General features: G+C 67.9%; 21 protein-coding genes. 7 read left to right on the top strand and 14 right to left on the bottom strand.

What is annotated here, in order from left to right:
• Positions 1-4: 4 nt before the first annotated feature.
• Positions 5-490, bottom strand: a complete 486-nt coding sequence (locus DIZ26_RS22465) for a CarD family transcriptional regulator (RefSeq protein ID WP_112244668.1) — start codon at positions 488-490, stop codon at positions 5-7.
• A gap of 253 nt (positions 491-743) precedes the next feature.
• On the opposite strand from DIZ26_RS22465, the gene DIZ26_RS22470 reads away from it, so the two are divergent.
• Positions 744-1,295 carry a hypothetical protein gene (locus DIZ26_RS22470; RefSeq protein ID WP_112244670.1) on the top strand — a complete coding sequence of 184 codons (552 nt, stop codon included), beginning with the start codon at positions 744-746 and terminating at the stop codon, positions 1,293-1,295.
• A 110-nt stretch (positions 1,296-1,405) separates the two neighbouring features.
• Here DIZ26_RS22470 and DIZ26_RS22475 read toward each other — a convergent pair whose 3' ends face one another.
• The 3 genes from DIZ26_RS22475 to DIZ26_RS22485 are packed head-to-tail and all read right to left on the bottom strand — an operon-like array spanning position 1,406 to position 4,600.
• A complete protein-coding gene (locus DIZ26_RS22475) occupies positions 1,406-2,677 on the bottom strand; it encodes a lanthionine synthetase LanC family protein (RefSeq protein ID WP_198676230.1) in 1,272 nt (423 codons plus the stop codon).
• 25 nt (positions 2,678-2,702) lie between these two features.
• Positions 2,703-3,383 (bottom strand): response regulator transcription factor, encoded by a 681-nt coding sequence (locus tag DIZ26_RS22480; RefSeq protein ID WP_112244672.1) that lies wholly within the window; start codon positions 3,381-3,383, stop codon positions 2,703-2,705.
• Positions 3,380-4,600 (bottom strand): sensor histidine kinase, encoded by a 1,221-nt coding sequence (locus DIZ26_RS22485; RefSeq protein WP_112244674.1) that lies wholly within the window; start codon positions 4,598-4,600, stop codon positions 3,380-3,382. The genes DIZ26_RS22480 and DIZ26_RS22485 overlap by 4 nt, the downstream gene beginning before the upstream one ends.
• Positions 4,601-4,799: 199 nt before the next feature.
• Here DIZ26_RS22485 and phoU point away from each other — a divergent pair, with 199 nt between their 5' ends.
• Entirely contained in the window at positions 4,800-5,507 is a 708-nt protein-coding gene (gene phoU, locus DIZ26_RS22490) for a phosphate signaling complex protein PhoU (protein ID WP_112244676.1), read from the top strand.
• A 93-nt stretch (positions 5,508-5,600) separates the two neighbouring features.
• On the opposite strand, the gene DIZ26_RS22495 is transcribed toward phoU, so the two are convergent.
• Genes DIZ26_RS22495 through DIZ26_RS22510 form a run of 4 tightly spaced genes read right to left on the bottom strand, consistent with a single transcriptional unit; the run spans position 5,601 to position 9,059 of the window.
• The gene (locus DIZ26_RS22495; RefSeq protein WP_112244678.1) at positions 5,601-6,347 is read right to left on the bottom strand and encodes a phosphoglyceromutase; all 747 of its coding nucleotides are present in this window, start codon (positions 6,345-6,347) and stop codon (positions 5,601-5,603) included.
• A 9-nt stretch (positions 6,348-6,356) separates the two neighbouring features.
• On the bottom strand, positions 6,357-6,845 hold the full coding sequence (locus DIZ26_RS22500) for a type III secretion system chaperone family protein (protein ID WP_112244680.1): 489 nt from the start codon (positions 6,843-6,845) through the stop codon (positions 6,357-6,359).
• The gene (gene mshA / locus DIZ26_RS22505; RefSeq protein ID WP_198676231.1) at positions 6,842-8,134 is read right to left on the bottom strand and encodes a D-inositol-3-phosphate glycosyltransferase; all 1,293 of its coding nucleotides are present in this window, start codon (positions 8,132-8,134) and stop codon (positions 6,842-6,844) included. Before mshA ends, DIZ26_RS22500 begins: the two co-directional genes overlap by 4 nt.
• 4 nt (positions 8,135-8,138) lie before the next feature.
• Positions 8,139-9,059 (bottom strand): helix-turn-helix transcriptional regulator, encoded by a 921-nt coding sequence (locus tag DIZ26_RS22510; protein ID WP_112244684.1) that lies wholly within the window; start codon positions 9,057-9,059, stop codon positions 8,139-8,141.
• Positions 9,060-9,210: 151 nt separating this feature from the next.
• On the opposite strand from DIZ26_RS22510, the gene DIZ26_RS22515 reads away from it, so the two are divergent.
• Positions 9,211-9,990: an SDR family oxidoreductase gene (locus DIZ26_RS22515; RefSeq protein WP_112244686.1), complete on the top strand. Its 780-nt coding sequence runs from the start codon at positions 9,211-9,213 to the stop codon at positions 9,988-9,990.
• A gap of 193 nt (positions 9,991-10,183) precedes the next feature.
• Positions 10,184-10,933, top strand: coding sequence for an SDR family NAD(P)-dependent oxidoreductase (locus tag DIZ26_RS22520; RefSeq protein ID WP_112244689.1), 750 nt, complete (start codon positions 10,184-10,186; stop codon positions 10,931-10,933).
• Between the two features lie 6 nt (positions 10,934-10,939).
• Here the strand turns inward: DIZ26_RS22520 and DIZ26_RS22525 are convergent, their stop codons facing one another.
• From DIZ26_RS22525 to DIZ26_RS22535, 3 genes are all read right to left on the bottom strand, one after another.
• On the bottom strand, positions 10,940-11,845 hold the full coding sequence (locus DIZ26_RS22525) for a nucleotidyl transferase AbiEii/AbiGii toxin family protein (RefSeq protein ID WP_112244691.1): 906 nt from the start codon (positions 11,843-11,845) through the stop codon (positions 10,940-10,942).
• Positions 11,842-12,432, bottom strand: coding sequence for a type IV toxin-antitoxin system AbiEi family antitoxin domain-containing protein (locus DIZ26_RS22530; RefSeq protein WP_112244693.1), 591 nt, complete (start codon positions 12,430-12,432; stop codon positions 11,842-11,844). Before DIZ26_RS22530 ends, DIZ26_RS22525 begins: the two co-directional genes overlap by 4 nt.
• A 129-nt stretch (positions 12,433-12,561) precedes the next feature.
• Entirely contained in the window at positions 12,562-13,221 is a 660-nt protein-coding gene (locus DIZ26_RS22535) for a TetR/AcrR family transcriptional regulator (RefSeq protein ID WP_232828517.1), read from the bottom strand.
• Positions 13,222-13,523: 302 nt separating this feature from the next.
• On the opposite strand from DIZ26_RS22535, the gene typA reads away from it, so the two are divergent.
• Together typA and DIZ26_RS22545 are read left to right on the top strand one after the other, a co-directional pair.
• Positions 13,524-15,386: a translational GTPase TypA gene (gene typA, locus DIZ26_RS22540; protein ID WP_112244698.1), complete on the top strand. Its 1,863-nt coding sequence runs from the start codon at positions 13,524-13,526 to the stop codon at positions 15,384-15,386.
• A gap of 182 nt (positions 15,387-15,568) precedes the next feature.
• On the top strand, positions 15,569-16,156 hold the full coding sequence (locus tag DIZ26_RS22545) for a L,D-transpeptidase (protein WP_112244700.1): 588 nt from the start codon (positions 15,569-15,571) through the stop codon (positions 16,154-16,156).
• Between the two features lie 6 nt (positions 16,157-16,162).
• Here DIZ26_RS22545 and DIZ26_RS22550 read toward each other — a convergent pair whose 3' ends face one another.
• The gene (locus tag DIZ26_RS22550; protein WP_112244702.1) at positions 16,163-16,702 is read right to left on the bottom strand and encodes a macro domain-containing protein; all 540 of its coding nucleotides are present in this window, start codon (positions 16,700-16,702) and stop codon (positions 16,163-16,165) included.
• A gap of 183 nt (positions 16,703-16,885) precedes the next feature.
• On the opposite strand from DIZ26_RS22550, the gene DIZ26_RS22555 reads away from it, so the two are divergent.
• On the top strand, positions 16,886-17,713 hold the full coding sequence (locus DIZ26_RS22555) for a L,D-transpeptidase family protein (RefSeq protein ID WP_112244704.1): 828 nt from the start codon (positions 16,886-16,888) through the stop codon (positions 17,711-17,713).
• Positions 17,714-17,843: 130 nt separating this feature from the next.
• Here DIZ26_RS22555 and DIZ26_RS22560 read toward each other — a convergent pair whose 3' ends face one another.
• The gene (locus tag DIZ26_RS22560; protein ID WP_112244706.1) at positions 17,844-18,260 is read right to left on the bottom strand and encodes a DUF4232 domain-containing protein; all 417 of its coding nucleotides are present in this window, start codon (positions 18,258-18,260) and stop codon (positions 17,844-17,846) included.
• A gap of 163 nt (positions 18,261-18,423) precedes the next feature.
• Complete coding sequence (locus DIZ26_RS22565) at positions 18,424-18,774, bottom strand: DUF2516 family protein (RefSeq protein ID WP_112244708.1); 351 nt, start codon at positions 18,772-18,774, stop codon at positions 18,424-18,426.
• Between the last annotated feature and the right edge of the window lie 155 nt (positions 18,775-18,929).

Here is an 18,929-nt window from a genome sequence, read left to right on the forward strand (position 1 = left end):
ACAGCTAGGAAGCGAGAACCTCGTCGAGGATGGCTTCCGCCTTGTCCTCATTGGTGTGTTCGGCCAGGGCCAGCTCGGAGACCAGAATCTGGCGAGCCTTCGCCAGCATCCGCTTCTCACCGGCGGAGAGACCACGGTCACGCTCTCGGCGCCACAGGTCGCGAACGACCTCCGCCACCTTCATCACGTCACCGGAGTGCAGCTTCTCCAGGTTCGCCTTGTATCGTCGCGACCAGTTGGTCGGCTCCTCCGTGTGCGGCGCCCGCAGCACGTCGAAGACGCGCTCCAGACCAGCCTGATCCACGACGTCACGCACGCCGACGAGATCGAGGTTGCACGCGGGGACCCGGACGACCAGGTCGTTCTGAGCGACGATCCTCAAGACCAGATAGGTCTTGTCCTCACCTTTGATCTGACGGGTCTCGATGTCCTCGATAACAGCTGCCCCATGATTCGGGTAGACAACCGTCTCGCCGACTGAAAAAGTCATATGTCACGTGCCCCTTTCCGAGTCCTATCCTACCACGCGCCCGCTGGTCCGGTCCGGGCGTTTGCGCTGGTCAGAGGCCATATCCCTCCTTGACAAACGTTGTCCCGCGTGCCTCGTACGCGCGAAATGGTTGCCCGGGACATCGCCGAAAGGTGGAGTCGCCGTCGGGTCCGGGCAGCGCGCTCGCTACGCTTTGCTCCGCCGGAGGCCAAAGCCTGACGGCATCGACCGGGTTGTAGGAGAGGGAACACCAGTGCCCATCACGTTGTCCTCGCAGGCCTTCCGGCGTACCGCTCTGACCGCGGCCGCCGTCACGCTGAGCATCACGGTGACAGCCTGCAGCGCGGGCTTCTCCGCCCAGACCTACCAGCCGTACCAGGCCGCCGAGGGCACCAACGCCAGCTCCGGTGGCATCGACATCCGGAACATGCTCGTGCTCGCCTCCGAGGACGGCAAGGGCGAACTGCACTCCGCGATCGTCAACAACAGCCAGAGCGACGACACTCTCGTCTCGATCGAGAGCGCCCCCGCCGACGCCCCGGTCCAGAACGGCTCCGTGCCGCAGGACGCCGACGAGAAGGTCACCTTCGGCAACGTGCGCGCCCTCCCCCTCAAGGTCGGCCAGTCGACCACCCTCCCGCCGGCCACCGGCGCCCCCATCACCGTCACCGGCGGCAAGCCCGGCGACATGATCAAGGTGACCATCACCTTCGGCAAAGCCGCGCCGATCACCACGTCGGTCCCCGTCCTCACCGAAGACCACTACTCCCCAAGCCCCCGCCAGGACGCCGAACACGAGGGCTGAGTACTGCGGGGAAGGTCCCCCACGCGACCTCCTCCGTCGGCCGCTCCCACCCCGGGACGGCGCTCCTACGTCGCGCCTGATTGCGTAGGTGCGCCCCGTCGGCAGACGACTCAGGTGGCTGCATCATCCGGGACGCCGACCGCCGGGTGGTCCGGCCAGGCGACCGAGTAACCGCCGAAGCCGCCCTGCTTCAACCGCGCGTACCGCAGCAGCTCCCGCACGATGCCCGCATTCCCCATCGCCCACCCAGCGACTGGCTCGAGCTCCGGCGGTGACTCCCGGTATTCGTAGTTCGACCACCGCACCCCGGTCTCGTCGACGACAGCGTGTTTCGCGAGATCGTCGACCAGGACATCCGCGAAACCGAAGTCGTCACCGCGCTCCACGATCCGGTCGCAAGCGAGCGCGAGGACGCCCGCCGTCCCGCAGCACCGACCGTGGTTGTCCCAGAAACCTGGCCGGATCCGCCGCGGCAATCCGGACTGCGTGACCGTGTTCCAGCAGCGGTCACCGAGTTCGGTCCACACCGCGTCTCCGGTGACCTGCTGCAGCAACCGGAACACCTGTGCGTCCCCCGCCGGGCCGTTGCACCAGCCGAAGCTGTATCGCTCGATCAGTTCAGGCCGATGCGGCGGGTCCGAATGCGGTACGAGGAACCCGTCCGGGCCGGCTTCATTGCGATGCACCACATCTGCAGCTCCGGCGAGCGCAAGCTCGATGAGGTCTTGCCGGTCTGCAGCCTGGCCGATCGCGGCCAGCGCGTAGACGATGCCCAGCGTGCCGTGCGCGACGTGGTGCGACCGGGGCGGCGAGGGGCGGACCGGCCAGTTCACGCCACCCGCGGTCCGATCGGCAGTCGTCAGGTACGGCGTGACCGCGGCAACCGCCAACTCCAGATCACCGGCAGCCAGCGCGCCGAGTCCGATCCCCGCATTGCCGACCAGGAGCTCGAACATCTCGTTCCACCGCCGACCGTCGAACCGGTCCCTGACTCGGCGAAGCGCCTCCCCTGCCGCGTCGGGGCGGCCGACGGCGCGCAGTACGGCGGCGACGCCCGCCAGACCGCCGTACAGCGACGAGCCCTCTTCCTGATCGATGCCCGCGGTCAGCGCATCCGCGCCGGCTTCGACCGCACGGACATAGCGCTCGTCGCCGAAGTGCTCGGCGGATTCGTGCAGCGCGAGCACGATCCCCGCCAGCCCGTGGTAGAGCGACAGATCATCGCCTGCGGAGCCGTGCTCGATCATCCAGTCAGTCGCACCCCACGCGAGCTCGGCCGCCTCCCGAATCCCGGGGGCGGTCGCATCCCGAGTCCCGGGGGCGGTCGCCTTCGGAGCGGCGAGGCCCTTCGCCTGCTGGGCTGCGGGGTCTGGCGTTTTCATGGCGCCAGGGTAGTTACGGCATCGGTCAGGCCTCGAACTTGTAGCCCAGGCCGCGGACCGTGACCAGGTGGGACGGGTTCGACGGGTCCTTCTCCAGCTTGGAGCGGAGTCGCTTGACGTGGACGTCCAGGGTCTTGGTGTCGCCCACGTAGTCGGCGCCCCAGATGCGGTCGATCAGCTGACCGCGGGTGAGCACCCGGCCCGTGTTGCGCAGCAGCATCTCGAGCAGCTCGAACTCCTTCAGCGGCAGCCGGATCTCGCTGCCGCCGACCGTGACGACGTGGCGTTCGACGTCCATCCGGACCGGGCCGGCCTCCAGCGTGTCCGGCAGCAGCTCTCCCACGTCCTGACCGCGCCGCAGTACTGCGCGGATGCGGGCGAGCAGTTCGCGCGGGCTGTACGGCTTGGTGACGTAGTCGTCGGCGCCCAGTTCGAGGCCGACCACCTTGTCGACCTCGGTGTCCTTGGCGCTGACGATGATCACCGGGACGTTGCCCCGGCTGCGGAGCGCCCGGCACACCTCGGTCCCGGACAGGCCCGGCAACATCAGGTCCAGCAGCACGATGTCCGCGCCGGCCCGGTCGTACTCGTCCAGCGCGTCCGGTCCGGTCTCCGCGACAGCGACCTCGAACCCCTCCTTGCGCAGGACGTACGACAAGGCGTCGCTGTAGCTTTCTTCGTCTTCGACGACCAGCACTCGGGTCACGAAGCTGCCTCCTTAGCGGTGTGCTCTGACGGGGTAGGCGCCAGATCGATGGCCGGCTTCTCCTGGCCGGAGCAGTCGGTCGGTTGCCCGGTCGCGGGATCGAGCCGCAGCGGGAGTCTCACGGTGAAGGTCGAACCCTGGCCCTCGACGCTCCAGACCCGCACGTCGCCGCCGTGGATCGAGGCGATGTGCTTGACGATGGACAGGCCGAGCCCGGTCCCGCCGGTCTCCCGGCTGCGGGCCCGATCCACGCGGTAGAAACGTTCGAAGATGCGTTCCAGGTCGCTGCTCGGGATGCCCACACCCTGGTCACTGACCGTGATCTCGACCAGGTCCCCGATCGGGTGCGCGGCGACCGCGACCCTGGTCCCGTCGGGGCTGTAGTTGACCGCGTTCTCGACCAGGTTGCCGATCGCGATCGCGAGCTGGTCCTCGCTGCCCATCACCTCGAGCGCGGGGTCGGTCTTCACCACCAGGTTGATGTCGCGGTCCTCGGCGTCCACCCGGCAGCGGTCGACGGCCTGCTCGACCACGGCGCTGATGTCGACGGGGCCGGGATTCTCCAGCGGGTCGTCGCCCTGCAGCCGGGACAGCTCGATGATCTCCTTGACCAGCCGGCTCAGCCGGGACGCCTCGATCCGCATCCGGCCGGAGAACCGCTGAACGGCCTCGGGATCGTCGGATGCCTCGGAGACCGCGTCGGCGAGCAGGATCAGCGCGCCGATCGGCGTCTTCAGCTCGTGGCTGACATTGACGGTGAAGTCGCGGCGGATGGCGTCGATGCGGCGTTCCCTGGTCCGGTCCTCGACCAGCACCAGCACCAACTGGCTGCCGAGTGGCGCGACCCGGGCACTCACGTACTGCGTGGCGCCGAGCCGGCCCCGGACGATCTCGAGATCGCGCTGCCGGATCTCGCCGTCCCGCCGGACCGCCCGGACCATGTCCAGCAGATCGTCGGCGACCAGCCGCTCGCCCCGGACGATGCCGAGCACATGGGCGGGCGCACTTGCCTGGAGAACCTGGTCCTCCGGGCCCATCACGACCGCCGACGAACGCAGTACGGACAAGACGGTGGCGACGCCGGTCGGGACGATCGGGTCCGGGGACACGGGGATCTTCTGCTGGGAACGCTCACTGAGCATCAGCGCACCGAGTGAAAGCAGAGCCAGGGCCGCGCCGATGACGCCGCCCAGCACCGCAGCCAGCGTGGGGTCCACAGTGACGATGCTACGCGGGCAACCAGCAGGGAAAGACCGAATGAGCACCCGATGACCGGAACACGTCCTAACTGTTCATCAGGCGTTCACCACTCGTCGCCGACCGGCAACCTCGACGGCATACGGTCCACCGTGGGGCGGTACAGGCTTGTGCCCCGCCTCGGCAGGACCGGACACCACAGATCGGAAGCAGACAACGATGCGCGACACCTATCACGAGCAGCTCGACGACATCCTCGCCGAGCTCGAACGGATGACCCGGACGGTGTCGACCGCCGTACGCCGCTCCACCACCGCCTTGCTCGCGGCCGATATCCGGCAGGCCGAGGAAGTCATTGCCGCCGACATCCAACTGGACGCGGCCGGCGAAGGTGTCGAGGAGAAGGTCTTCGAACTGATGGCCCGGCAGGCTCCGGTCGCCAACGAGCTGCGGATGCTGGTCGCCGCGCTCCGGATGGTCGCCGACCTCGAGCGGATGGGCGATCTGGCCGCGCACGTGTCGAAGATCGCCCGGTTGCGCTATCCGGCGCCGGCGATCCCGGCCGAGCTGCACACCGTGATCGAGGAGATGGGTGCGGTCGCGGGCCGGATGGTCGACTCCGCCGGTGACGTGATCAAGTCCCGCGACGTCGAGGCCGCCACCGCGCTGGAGTCCGTCGACGACGAGATGGACAAGCTGCGCAGCAACCAGTTCCGCCTGATGATGGACGACACCTGGCCGCACGGCGTCGAGGTCGCCGTCGACATCGCGCTGCTCGGCCGGTACTACGAGCGCATCGCCGACCACGCCGTCTCGATGGCGCGCCGTGTCGTCTACCTGGTCACCGGCGAACTCCCGGTCGCCGTCGGCGGCACCGCAGCCGGCTCGGGCGCCGGCGCCTCCGCCCCATCCCCGAACGGCAACTGAGCTCCACCAAAGTGGCCCCCAGCAACTAGTGGTTGCTGGGGGCTACTTGTTTGGCACCATGCCCCACGCAGCTCCTGCGTGGGGCGTAGTACCTCAGCGGCCCTGGTTCTTGACGGCTTCGATGGCGGCGGCTGCTGCGTCGGGGTCGAGGTACTCGCCGCCCTTGGTGACCGGGCGGAAGTCGTCGTCGAGTTCGTAGTACAGGGGGACTCCGGTCGGGATGTTGAGGCCGACGACGGTTTTCTCGTCGAGGTTGTCGAGGTGCTTGACCAGGGCGCGCAGGGAGTTGCCGTGGGCGGTGACGAGGACGGTCTTGCCGGCGCGGAGGTCGGGCACGATCGCGTCGTACCAGTAGGGCAGCATCCGCTCGACGACGTCGGCGAGGCATTCGGTTGCCGGGAGCAACTCGGGCGGCAGACCGGCGTACCGGGGGTCGCCGGCCTGGTCGAACTCCGAGCCGCGCTCGATCGGCGGCGGCGGGGTGTCGTAGGAGCGGCGGAACAGCATGAACTGCTCCTCGCCGAGCTCCTCCAGCGTCTGCTTCTTGTCCTTGCCCTGCAGGCCGCCGTAGTGCCGCTCGTTCAGCCGCCAGGAGCGGCGGACGTCGATCCACTGGCGACCGGCCACCTCGAGGGCGATGTTCGCGGTACGGATCGCGCGGCGCAGCACCGAGGTGTGCACGACGTCGGGCAGCAGGTCGCGGTCGCGGAGCAGCTCACCGCCGCGCTGGGCTTCCTCGATGCCGCCCGCGTTCAGGTCGACGTCGACCCAGCCGGTGAACAGGTTCTTGGCGTTCCAGTCGCTGGTGCCGTGGCGGAGCAGGATCAGGCGATAGGTCATGGCCACAGCCTAGCGAGGCTCCAGCCAGCCCATGAAAGCGTCCAGATTCCGGGTCGACTCGCCCCGGGACAGCCGCCACTCGTACTCCTTGCGGATCGACGACGCGAACCCGAGTTCGAGAATCGTGTTGAACGAGGAGTCGGCATATTCCAGTACTGCGCCGAGCAGGCGATCCACCTCGACCGGCGTGATCGCGTGCAGCGGCACCCGCCCGTCCAGGTGGATGTCGCCGAGGTGGTCCACCGCGAAGGCGACGCCGTACATCTTCAGGTTCCGCTCCAGCAGCCACCGGTAGACGGCCTCGTGGTTCTCGTCCGGCCGCCGGGCGACGAAGGCGTGCACATGGACCGCCTGACTACCGACGGTGAGCATCACCGTGGTCTTCAGTTTCCGCTCGCCCGGCAGATCCGCGGCGAACTCGCCCGGCGTCGCCTCGGTGAAGTCCAGGTCGTTCTCGGTCAGCACCTGCCGGATCACGTCCGCGGCCGACACCCTCATCCAGTCACCTCCGCGGCGAGCTCCGCCGCCATCGTCTCCTGGGCCGTCCGGTACGCCGCCAGGGTCTTCTCCGCGGTCAGTTCCCAGCCGAATCCCCGGGCATGCTTGACCGCCGCCTGGCTCATGCTCTCGCGGGTGGCCGGATCCGTCGCGATCCGCCGCAGCGCGTCGGCGAAGTCGGCCACGTCGTGCCCGCGCACCAACAACCCCGTGGTGCCATCGCTGACCGCCGTCGTCAACCCGCCGACGGCCGCCGCGACCACGGGTGTCCCACAGGCCTGTGCTTCCAGGGCCACCAGGCCGAAGGATTCGGAGTACGACGGTACGCAGACCACCGAGGCCGCTCGGTACCACTCAGCGAGCCCGGCCCCCGCGATCGGTTTCACGAACCGGGTGACGTCGTCGACCCTCAGCGCGCGGGCGAGTTCCGCGTGCGCCTCAGGGTGCTCCATCCCGTTGCCCGATGGGCCGCCGATGATCGCGACGATCAGCCTGTCCCGCAGCGACGGGTCCTGCTCGAGCATCCGGGCCGCTGCCTTGATCAAGATGTCCGGCGCCTTCAGCGGCTGGATCCGCCCGACGAACGCAAGCAGCAGCGCATCCTCCGGTACGCCGACCGCCCGTCGCGCCGCCACCTGATCGCCTGGCTTGAAGATCTCCAGATCGACGCCCGGGTTGACTACTCCGACCTTGGCCGGCTGCGCGCCGTACAGGTCGATCAGTTCGCGCGCCTCGTCTTCGGTGTTCGCGAGCAGCCGGTCGGCCGCCTCGACCACCTGCTCCTCACCGATCAGCCGGGCCGGCGGCTCGGGTACGTCGTCGTCGGCGAGGCTCGCGTTCTTCACCTTCGCCATCGTGTGCATGGTGTGCACCAGCGGCACGGCCCAGCGGTCGCGGGCGAGCAGGCCGACCTGGCCGGACAGCCAGTAGTGCGAGTGGATCACGTCGTAGTACCCGGGCTCGCGGATCGCCTCGGCGCGCAGTACGGCGCGAGCGAAAGTGCAGAGCTGGGCCGGAAGCTCGTTCTTGGACAGGCCTTCGTACGGCCCCGCGGCGACGTTGCGAACAGTCACGCCAGGCATCAGCTCGACCTTCGCCGGCAGCGCGGACGCGGTCGCCCGGGTGAAGACGTCGACCTCGATCCCCAGATCCGCCAGGCGTTTCGACAACTCCACCACGTACACGTTCATCCCGCCGGCGTCGCCGATCCCGGGCTGGTCCAGTGGCGAGGTGTGCAGGCTGATCATCGCGACCCGCCTCGGAGGGCGGTCGGCGGAGGGGAAAGTCACCTCGTCAGGGTAACTCCGGGGCACTCTCCGTAGTCCGGGTGTGGAGTGGCGGCTCGACGGTCGGGGCCGTCCAGCTGGCGAGCAGACGGAGCGCCGACTCGGACTGGGTACCGGGCTCGGCCGAGTAGGTGACGAGCAACTGGTCCGGATCGCCCGGCAGGACGAGCGTCTCGTACTGCAAGGTCAGCTCACCGACCATCGGATGGACCATCCGCTTCACGCCGAAGCTCTTGTCCCGTACGTCGTGCCGCGCCCACTGCTTGCGGAACTCCTCGCTGTGGATCGACAACTCGCCGATCAACTCGGCCAGCTCGGGATCGTCGGGATTGCGCCCGGCGTACAGGCGCAGGTAGTCGACCGTCTCGGCGGCGATCGCCTCCCATTGCGGATAGAATCCCGCAACGCGGTCTCCATTGATAACTCTGTCGCGGCAGGACTCGTCGAGAAAGACCAGCCTGGGCATGTTCCGTTCCTTCGCGGACAGCGCACCGAAGTCGACGATCAGCGCAGCGGCCAACGGGTTCCAGGCCAGCACGTCCATCCGGCGGCCGAGCACGAACGCCGGTACGCCGTCGAGTGCGTTCAGCAACTGTTGCATCGCGGGCCGGACCCGCTGCGCCGTACGCCGTTGCTTCGGGCGACGAACCGGTTTCGCCAACCGGGCCAGGTGATCCCGCTCGTCCTCGGTCAGACCGAGCACCTCGGCGACGGCGTCCAGGATCTCCTGCGAGACGTTGTCCGTACGACCTTGTTCGAGGCGGACGTAGTAGTCGGCGCTGACCCCGGCAGCCTGGGCGAGCTCCTCGCGCCGCAACCCTGGGACGCGCCGTCGGCCGTTGCCGAACACCTTCAGCCCGAGATCCTCAGGACGGATCCGGGCCCTTCTGGTCTTCAGGAATTCGGTCAACTCCGCACGGCGATCCATGGCTTCAAGTATCCCCGGTGACTTCGTGGCAAGGGTGGTTCTGTCAGAACCAGGTTCAGCAAACCCCAGGGTGAGGAGACGGCTGGGTAACCCTTCGCGGCCGGACGAGGCTGAAGCCATCAACCTTCAGTCGTTGTCAGAGGAGCAATCGATGACCGTCCTGCAACAGCAGTCCAGCACTCTTCCCCTGACCGGCCGTCATGCAGTGGTGACCGGCGCCGCCAGCGGTATCGGCGCCGCGATCGCCGAACGGCTCGCGGCCGACGGCGCCTCGGTCGCCCTGCTGTCGCGCCGGACCGACCGGCTCGACGACCTGGGCGCCCGGATCGCGGCGGCCGGCGGTACGGCGTACAGCGTCGGTGTGGACGTCACCTCACAGGAGTCCGTCGACCGTGGCGTCGAGGTGATCGCCGAACGGCTCGGCCGTGTCGACCTGGTCGTGAACGCGGCCGGCGTGATGCTCGCGGCACCGATCCAGGAGGTCCGCGCCGACGACTGGTCCCGGATGATCGACACCAACCTGACCGGCGTACTGCGGCTGATCGGCGCCTTCACCCCCGATCTCATCGCCGCCGCGGCCGACGGCGGAACGGCCGACCTGGTGAACATCTCCTCGATCGGCTCGCACCTGGTCTTCCCGGGATATGCCGTGTACGGCGCCACGAAGGCGGCAGTGACCCAACTGTCGAACGCGCTGCGGGCGGACCTGTCGCCGCTGGACGTCCGGGTCACCAACATCGAGCCCGGCCTGACCGAGTCCGAACTCGGCTCGCACATGCTGGCGGACCAGCAGGAGATGCTGGCCGGGATGATCGACACGATCGGCCCGCTGACCGCGACCGACATCGCTGACGTGGTCGCCTTCGCCGTCTCCCGCCGCCGCGAACTCAACCTCCGCCACATCATCGCCCTCCCCACCCGCCAGGCCTGACCGCCTTTCTCGGCGAACCCACATTTTCAGGGGTTGGCGTCTGAAAATGTGGGTTGTCGCCTTGCATACACGCAGACAACCCACCACCTCAGGGGATGCCCGGTCAGCCGGTGGGTGCGCCGCGATCTCGGCCGGCGACGTACGGGAGTGAGACGGGTGGCCGGGGCGAGGAGGGGTTTGTCAGACTCGGGGTATGACTTCTTCGCCGCGCCCTGTTGCCGTTGTCACCGGAGCCAGTAGCGGGATCGGGGCCGCGTCGGCCCGCCGACTCGCCCGGGAAGGGTTCGAGGTGGTGTGCGCGGCCCGCCGGATGGACCGGATCGAGGCGCTCGCCAAGGAGATCGACGGGCGCGCGGTCCAATGCGACGTCACCTCTCCGGAGGATGTCGCGGCGCTGACCGAAGCCGTCGGCGATCGGGTCGACCTGCTGCTGAACAATGCGGGCGGGGCCTTCGGATTCGAACCAGTCTCCGAGGCGGATCTCGACGCGTGGCGACGGATGTTCGAGGTGAACGTGATCGGCGTCGCCGCCGTCACGAAGTCGTTGCTCCCGGCCCTCATCGCGGCCGAGGGCCAGATCATCGTGATGGGCTCCACGGCCGGCCAGGTCGCCTACGAAGGCGGTGGCGGGTACGTCGCCGCGAAGCACGCCGCCAAGGCCGTCGTCGACACCCTCCGTCTGGAGCTGTACGACCAGCCGGTCCGCGTCTGCGAGATCGCCCCCGGCATGGTCAAGAGCGAAGGCTTCGCCCTGACCCGCTTCGAAGGCGACCAGGCCAAGGCCGACGCCGTGTACGCCGGCGTCGCCGAACCCCTCACCTCCGACGACATCGCCGACATCGTCGCCTGGGTCGCCACCCGCCCCGCCCACGTCAACATCGACCGCCTGACAGTCCGCCCCCGAGCCCAAGCCGCCCAACACAAGGTCCACCGCGTCCAGTAGGCCGGCTCAGCCGACCCAACGGCGCTCAACCGGATCCCACCGCGTTTCCGGCGGAGCTTCCCGAAGCAGACCGTCGCCGAAGGTCACAACGGCATTCATCAATTCCTCGAAGTGCTGAGGAAGATGATCGCCTTCCTGACCGAGGTTCCGCCGATAGGCCGCGTACGCCGGTGACCTCAGCGTGACGATGGCCGTCACCACCTCCGACAAGGGCACCATCGGCGTACCCCGGAAGAGAACCGTCGCCATCAACGCTGCCCGCACACAGGACTGGGTGAAGGCCTGCAAACCAGTCAGCACATAGAGGTCGGCGAAGTCCCGCACCCTGGTGTTGGCCGGCCCCAACGCGATCGCGGTCGCCAACTTCTCGGCCAGCACCGTTTCTATCGGGTAGCCGAGTATTTTGATCGGCTCCACTCCCGGCCTCAGCGCCGGCAACTCCACCATGCGAGGACCTGGCGTCACCGGATCGCCGAAATTGACGTCGAGCCGGAGCTTCACCGCCGCGGTCGCGATCCGGGCGTCCATCGTGACCCGCACTCCGGCGTACAGAGCATCGTCGCGAATGAGCCGCGTCGTCAGACTGTCGGTCAGGAACTCGACTCCGTCCTCCGGGTAGTCCGCGGCCGCGATCTCCGCCACCCGAGCAGCGACCACTTCCTGCTCGCTCTGGAAGTTGCGCGCCAGCGCATCGAGATCTACCGTCGGCCGGCGCCGCCCGAAAGCGGCAAGCAGCATCCCGCCTTTGAGGACGAAATCGTCGACGTGTTTCGACCGGCTCAGTCTCGCGAGCCACCGCTCAACGACGTACAGCGTCAGCAACTCCTGGGTCCCGCGGCGCTCGCGGCGTGCTCTGTTCTGCAAATCGAGGTAAGCACGCCCGGACGGCGTCGAGCGATTGGTGGGAGTCATCCGGCAGAAGCCACGTCGAGGGCTGCTCGCAACGGGCCGTAGACACCTAGTTTCTCCGCATAATCCAGCAGTACCGCGGGTCGCGCGGCCGGCAGCCGGAGGTATCGCTGCAATGCCGAGTAGGCCACTGCATCACCCCAGCGGTTCCGCAGACGCATCAGGTCCACGACTGTCCTGGCCGGTTCGTAGACCCGCACCCATTCGTCCGGGGCTGCTTCGAGCCGGGAAAGTCCCAGCTCGAAGGTGGCGGGATCGAAACGGAACGCAGTCGTTGGCGGATAGCCGATCTGCGGTGCGCGCGAGCTTCTGGGCACTGCGATCTGCACCGAGGCCGGCAACTCGTCGGTCAGGTCCTGGGTGGTCGCGGCAGACAGGCAGCAGACGATCCCGCCGGGCACACGATGGGCAACGGCGAGGAGATCGGGAAAGGTCGCCGCCGGGGCATCCGTCCGGCGAAAGACCCCTCGGGACAACTCGACGATCTGCCCGCTGTCACGCCACTTGTACAAATCGCGCGGGTGCACTCCGAGGGCACGAGCCGACCTGGTGGCGAAGGTCCTCGGCAGGCGGCTCTCCAGCTCACTCATGGATAAAAGTGTTACATGGCATTGCAGTGCGTGTGACATATTTATCCATCCCCCAGGCTGTGACCTTGCCGTTACATTTAACCCTGAGTAATCACTCCATCGCAAATCCGCGAAACGATCCCCGGTGTATCAGCGGGCGCGGAGGCGGTCGGGTGGTGGGGATTGGATCGGGAGGGGTGTGGTGGGGGCGGGGAGGGCGTAGCCGGCGTACAGGCGGTGGCGGATTGCTTCCAAGGGGAAGGTGCTCGGGTAGATCGCCATCTTCACGGTGATGCCCTCGAGGGTTGCTCTGAGCAACATTTCTTCGACGGTGGGGTCGGGGGCGCCGCGGGCGGCGAAGATCGAGCGGATGGCGTCTTCGACCTGGGACAGGCGGGGTGACTTGGCGGCTTCCACCTCGGCGAAGACGGGGTGTGTGCCGGGCTGCATCATCAGCGAGATCGCGAGGCGCTGGATCGGCAGGGTCGAGGCGGCTGCCATCAGGGCGCCGTCGATGATGCCGGCCAGCCGTTCGTCCGGCGTACCGGGGAGTTCGATGATGCCGGCGATGCCGTCGAGCCAGCGGTCGAGCAGTTCGGCGGCCAGCCGGGTCTTGCCGGGGAAGTAGTAGGTGACCAGCCCGCGGGACACTCCGGCCCGCTCCGTGACGTCGGAGATCGAGGCGGCCTCGTAGCCCTTCTCGGCGAACACCTCGAGCGCGGCCGCGAGGATGCGTTCGCGGGACTTCTCCCGCAACTCGGAGTTGGTACTGGCGGAGCGTGGCAAGCGGATCGCTGCCCTTTCTTCCAACCCGGAAAGTCGATCCGAGGCGCTCGGACCCCGGCCGGGCCGAGCAACCCCCCACGGACACTCGGCACGCCCGGGGCCGCCCCCGAAACCTGCGGCCGCGGATCGCGACGCACTTATAGACTGTACGGACAGCGAACGAATGTCACAACCGGTTTCGTGGACACCGTGTGTCACCGGTACCATGGACCGGCTGCGCCCTGCCTGTCGAGTGGCACGTAGATCCCCCGTAGCCACCGCCTGAACCCATCTGGCCGAACGCCTCGCAGGCCGACGCCGACGAATTATGCTTGGAGCGCTTCCGCATGCCCCTCCGTAATGATCTGCGCAACGTGGCCATCGTGGCCCACGTCGACCACGGGAAGACCACCCTGGTCGACGCGATGCTGTGGCAGTCCGGCGCGTTCGGAGCCCACCAGCACGTCGACGAGCGGGCGATGGACTCCGGCGACCTGGAGCGTGAGAAGGGCATCACTATCCTCGCCAAGAACACCGCCGTCCGGCACAAGATGGCCAACGGCGAGCAGATGACGCTGAACATCATCGACACCCCCGGCCACGCCGACTTCGGTGGTGAGGTCGAGCGCGGCCTGTCGATGGTCGACGCGATCGTCCTGCTGGTGGACGCTTCCGAGGGCCCGCTGCCGCAGACGCGGTTCGTACTGCGTAAGGCGCTGGCCCGCAACATGCCGGTCATCCTGGTCGTGAACAAGGTCGACCGTCCGGACGCCCGGATCGCCGAGGTCGTCGACGAGACCTATGAACTGTTCCTGGACCTGCTCGACCACGACGCCGACCAGAGCGCGCTCGACTTCCCGGTCGTCTACGCCTCGGCCCGGGCCGGCCGCGCCTCGCTGAACCAGCCGGCCGACGGCGGCCTGCCGGATTCGGAGGACCTCGAGCCGCTGTTCGAGACGATCCTGGCGAACGTACCGGCCCCGTCGTACACCGAAGGCGCTCCGCTGCAGGCCCACGTCACCAACCTGGACGCCTCCCCGTTCCTCGGCCGGCTCGCGCTGGTCCGGGTGCACGAGGGCACCCTGAAGAAGGGCGCGCAGGTCGCGTGGTGCAAGCACGACGGCTCGATCCAGAAGGTCAAGATCACCGAGCTGCTGATCACCGAGGCGCTCGAGCGGGTGCCCGGCGACTCGGCCGGGCCGGGTGACATCGTCGCGATCGCCGGCATCCCGGAGATCATGATCGGCGACACCCTGGCCGACCCCGACGACCCGAAGCCGCTGCCGCTGATCACCGTGGACGAGCCGGCCATCTCGATGACGATCGGTACCAACACCTCGCCGCTGGCCGGCCGGATCAAGGGCACCAAGGTCACCGCCCGGCTGGTCAAGGACCGCCTCGACCGCGAACTGGTCGGCAACGTGTCGCTGAAGGTGCTGCCGACCGAGCGTCCCGACACCTGGGAGGTGCAGGGCCGTGGCGAGCTGGCACTGGCCATCCTGGTCGAGCAGATGCGCCGCGAGGGGTACGAGCTGACCGTCGGCAAGCCGCAGGTGGTCGCCAAGGAGATCAACGGCAAGCGGCACGAGCCGGTCGAGCGACTGACGATCGACTGCCCCGAGGAGTACCTCGGCACCGTCACGCAGCTGCTCGCGGTCCGCAAGGGCCGGATGGAGCAGATGACCAACCACGGCACCGGCTGGGTCCGGATGGAGTTCCTGGTGCCGGCGCGTGGCCTGATCGGCTTCCGCACCGAGTTCCTCACCGACACCCGCGGTACGGGTATCGCGCACCACGTCTTCGAGGGTTACGAGCCCTGGTTCGGCGAGCTACGCACCCGCCCGTCGGGGTCACTGGTCTCCGACCGCACCGGCGTCACCACGTCGTACGCGATGGTGAACCTGCAGGAGCGCGGCACGATGTTCTGCGAGCCGGGCACCGATGTCTACGAGGGCATGGTCGTCGGCGAGAACTCGCGCGCCGACGACATGGACGTGAACATCACCCGTGAGAAGAAGATGACCAACGTCCGGTCGAACGCGGACGAGTTCGAGAAGCTCGTCCCGGCCCGCAAGCTGTCGCTCGAGCAGTCGCTGGAGTTCTGCCGCGAGGACGAGTGTGTCGAGGTGACTCCGGATGCCGTCCGCATCCGGAAGGTCGCGCTGACGCAGATCGAGCGCGCGAAGCTCGGCCGCAAGAGCAAGGCCTGAGTTTCGGGCTGCAGGGCCTGAGTTTTTTGTCTGTGGGGCTCGATAGGCTGAGCCCAACGCGGTGGTCGCTGACCTGGTTGAGGATCCGGCGGGGAGAAAGTTTCGGATCGTTATCAACCAGGCGGGCCGCCGCTGCGTCTGTCTAGTTGAAAGTCACTCAGTTGGGGGAAGGAAAAAGAGACATGAGCATTCTGCGTAAGCTCGGCGCCACCACGACGGCAGTCGCGATGTTGGGTGTAGGCGTTCTGACGGCCGCCACGGCGGAAGCCGCCGCACCTGTCGCCCAGGCCGCACCGGTTCTGGCGGCAGCGCCGAAGGTTGCGCCCAAGGCTGTCGTCGCGCCGAAGGTCGCCACGAAGTCGACGGCCGCCAGCACGCTGGTACCGGGCAAGCTGCGGCTGGACAAGCGCTGCATGACCGGCCGGATCCTCTGCTCGAACAAGAAGACCCGCAAGCTCGTCTTCATGGTCAACGGCAAGCTCCAGGCCGTCGTCGACGCCCGCTACGGCGCGCCGCGGACGCCGACCCGGAACGGCAGCTTCAAGGTCTACCGCAAGTCGAAGAACCGCGTGTCCTCGCTGTACAAGTCGCCGATGCCGTACGCGATGTTCTTCAGCGGCGGCGAAGCGATCCACTACTCGGCCGACTTCCGCGCCCGCGGCTACAACGGCGCGTCGCACGGCTGCCTGAACGTCCGCGACAAGGCCAAGCTCGCTTGGATCTTCGCGCGCGTCCCGGTCGGCACCAAGGTGCTCATCTACAGCGCCTGATCGGTACTACGACTTGCGCGGCGGCCCGGATTCCGGGTCGCCGCGTTCTTCGTTCTCCAGCGCCTTCGCGAACGCCTCGTACAACCGCGGATTGATGAGGCAGAAGGTCGCCTGGGTCACCTCGGTCGGCGTACGAAGCAAGGTCCGTACTGCGATGTCGGCTGCTTCCTGCCCGGGCCAGCCGTAGATCCCTGCCGACACGGCCGGCAGCGTCAGACGGCGTACGGACAGCTCGTCGGCGATCCGCAGCGCGTTGCGGTAGGCGGACTCCAGCAATGCGGGATCGCGCTGCCCGGCGACGTAGTTGGGGCCGACGACATGGATCACGTACTGCGCGGGCAGGTCGCCCGCTGTCGTCCAGCCGGCCTGGCCGGTGGGCACCCCGTGCGGGTACCGCTCGATGCACTCGGCCAGGATCGACGGCCCACCGGCTCGGTGGATGGCTCCGTCGACGCCGCCCCCGCCGCGGAGGGCATGGTGGGCCGCGTTGACGATCGCGTCGGTGGCGACCGTGGTGATGTCGTCGGTACTGAGCACGATCTCCATCGAGCTCCTCCTTGTGTGACAGGTCACGAACTGCTCACGAGAGGTGACCCGGTTGTGTTCTGCAACCTACGCTGGGCGCGCACCGGGGTGACAGTCCGGTACCCGGCGCCCGCCCGGCGCCAACCAAGCGGTCCGTGAGGGCGTCCCGGCTCAGGTGGGGCAGATCGACCACGAAGGGTTCCGATGCGTTTCTTCCGCAAGGCGCCGGCCTTCCGCCGCGTGCTGGCCGCAGCCGTCGTCACGGCCGTGAGCGGCGCCGTGGCCGGTGCCGCAACGCCGGCGACCGCGGCACCCTCGTCGACTACCTCGACTACCTCGACCGCCTCGACGACTGTGCCGTTCGAGGTGTCGGGTGAGTTGCCGATCTATCCCAAGGCGCTGTGGCGCAACGGTTCCAGCGGCGCCGACGTACGCAAGGTGGAAGCGCGCCTCGTCCAGCTCAAACTGCTCACCAAGCAGTACCAGGACGACTCCTTCGGGACGATGACTCGCGCCGCGGTGAAGAAGTTCCAGACCGCGCACGGGATCCCGCCGCTCGGCTATGTCGACCAGAACACCTGGACGAAGCTGACCGCCGCCACCCACGAACCGACCGAGACCGAACTCTTCCCACCCGCACCCGTCGTCGACGGCAAGAAACTCGACCAGCGATGCGCGACCGGGGTCGCTCTCTGCATCGACAAGACCAGCCGCAAACTACGCTACGTCGTCGACGGCGTCGTCAAGATGACGATGGACGTCCGCTTCGGCGCCCAGAAGACCGCAACCCGCGAAGGCAGCTTCACCGTCGGCTGGAAGAGCATCGACCACGTCTCCAAGCTCTACGACTCGAAGATGCCCTACGCGATGTTCTTCAGCGGCGGCCAAGCCGTCCACTACTCCTCCGACTTCGCCGCCCGAGGCTACGCCGGCGCCTCCCATGGCTGCGTCAACGTCCGAGACCTCACCAAAATCAAGTCCCTCTTCGCCCAAGTCCACGTAGGCGACAAGGTCATCGTCTACCGCTCATAACTTCCGTTCGTACTACGGGGAAAGATCCCCCGCCTCGCGCCTCCTCCGTCGGCCGCTCAACCCACCCCAGGACGCCGCTCCTCCGTCGCAGCTCGTCGTCGGCGGGCGCAGTCTGCATGCGCTGCCAGGGTCACCCAGCGGTTTCGAACCAGGAGCTCCAGAGGTTGGTCGTGGGACCGGTGCGTTGCGGTTGCGCCGGGCCGGTCGGCCGAACCTCGGTCCGGCCTCCGTTCCAAGAGACCACGAAGACCCCGCTCGCGGGTGGCCCGTCCCAGCCCGCCCAGCCAACTGGCGCAATCGCCTTCTCGCCCGGCCTCAGCACGACATATCCGGGGATGCGAGCCTCCAGCGACACCACCCCTATGGCGTCCAGCGGTTCCCCGTCGGCGCCCAGCGGCATGAGTCCCGGCTTGCCAGTCAGCGTGACGGGATGTTCACAGATATTGACCGCTTCGAGCGTGCCTTCCAGTCCACCAGACGTCTCCTGCCACGCGAGTTTGAACTCGACTTCACCGGCCTCTGCCTCTACTGCCTCGACCTCGTTCATAGCTCCAGCATCCCCTGCACCCACGTCAGCGCGGCAGCCTCTCCGTCAGTGGTAGCCGGGAACGCGGCGGCGCAGCGGACTGTGGGTTCAAGAGGAGGGCGGCTGCTAGCCGCATGGCGTATCACGCGCCTGGGGCCGCCGCGAGCGGGACGAGCGGGCGGAACTAGAGCGGGCGGGGGCCGCGGCGGCGGCGGATGCCCCAGCCGCCTCGGCCTCGGCCGGCGGCGGCTCGGAGGGCGGGGCGGGCGTCGACGAGGTAGACGCCGGCGGCGACGATGCCGATCAGGCCGAAGAAGCTCAGCCAGCTCTGGAAGATCTGGCTCAGGGTGAAGGTGGCCAGGATCAGCACCCAGCCGGGTTTGGTGAGTTTGTCCGCCGCGACGAAGACCGCGCGCGGGCGGAAGGCGGCGTCGAGCAACGCGACCAGCTTGAGGCCGAGCAGCACCCACCAGATGACGTCGATCGGATTCGCGAACCCCGGGAACAGGGTAGGGAACGTGGCGAGTGCGAGCATGCGTACGAGCCTAACGCAGCGATGGGTGGCCCACCTCTGCTCAACGGCAGAAAGTGGACCACCCATGCAGGTGGTGTCACGGCCTGGCAGCCACGGAACTACGCTCAGTCGCTGACCTCGGCCGCGACCGCAGTACTGCGATCAGTCGCCGACCT

The sequence above is a fragment of the Kribbella monticola genome, from assembly GCF_003261635.1.
GTDB lineage: Bacteria > Actinomycetota > Actinomycetes > Propionibacteriales > Kribbellaceae > Kribbella > Kribbella monticola.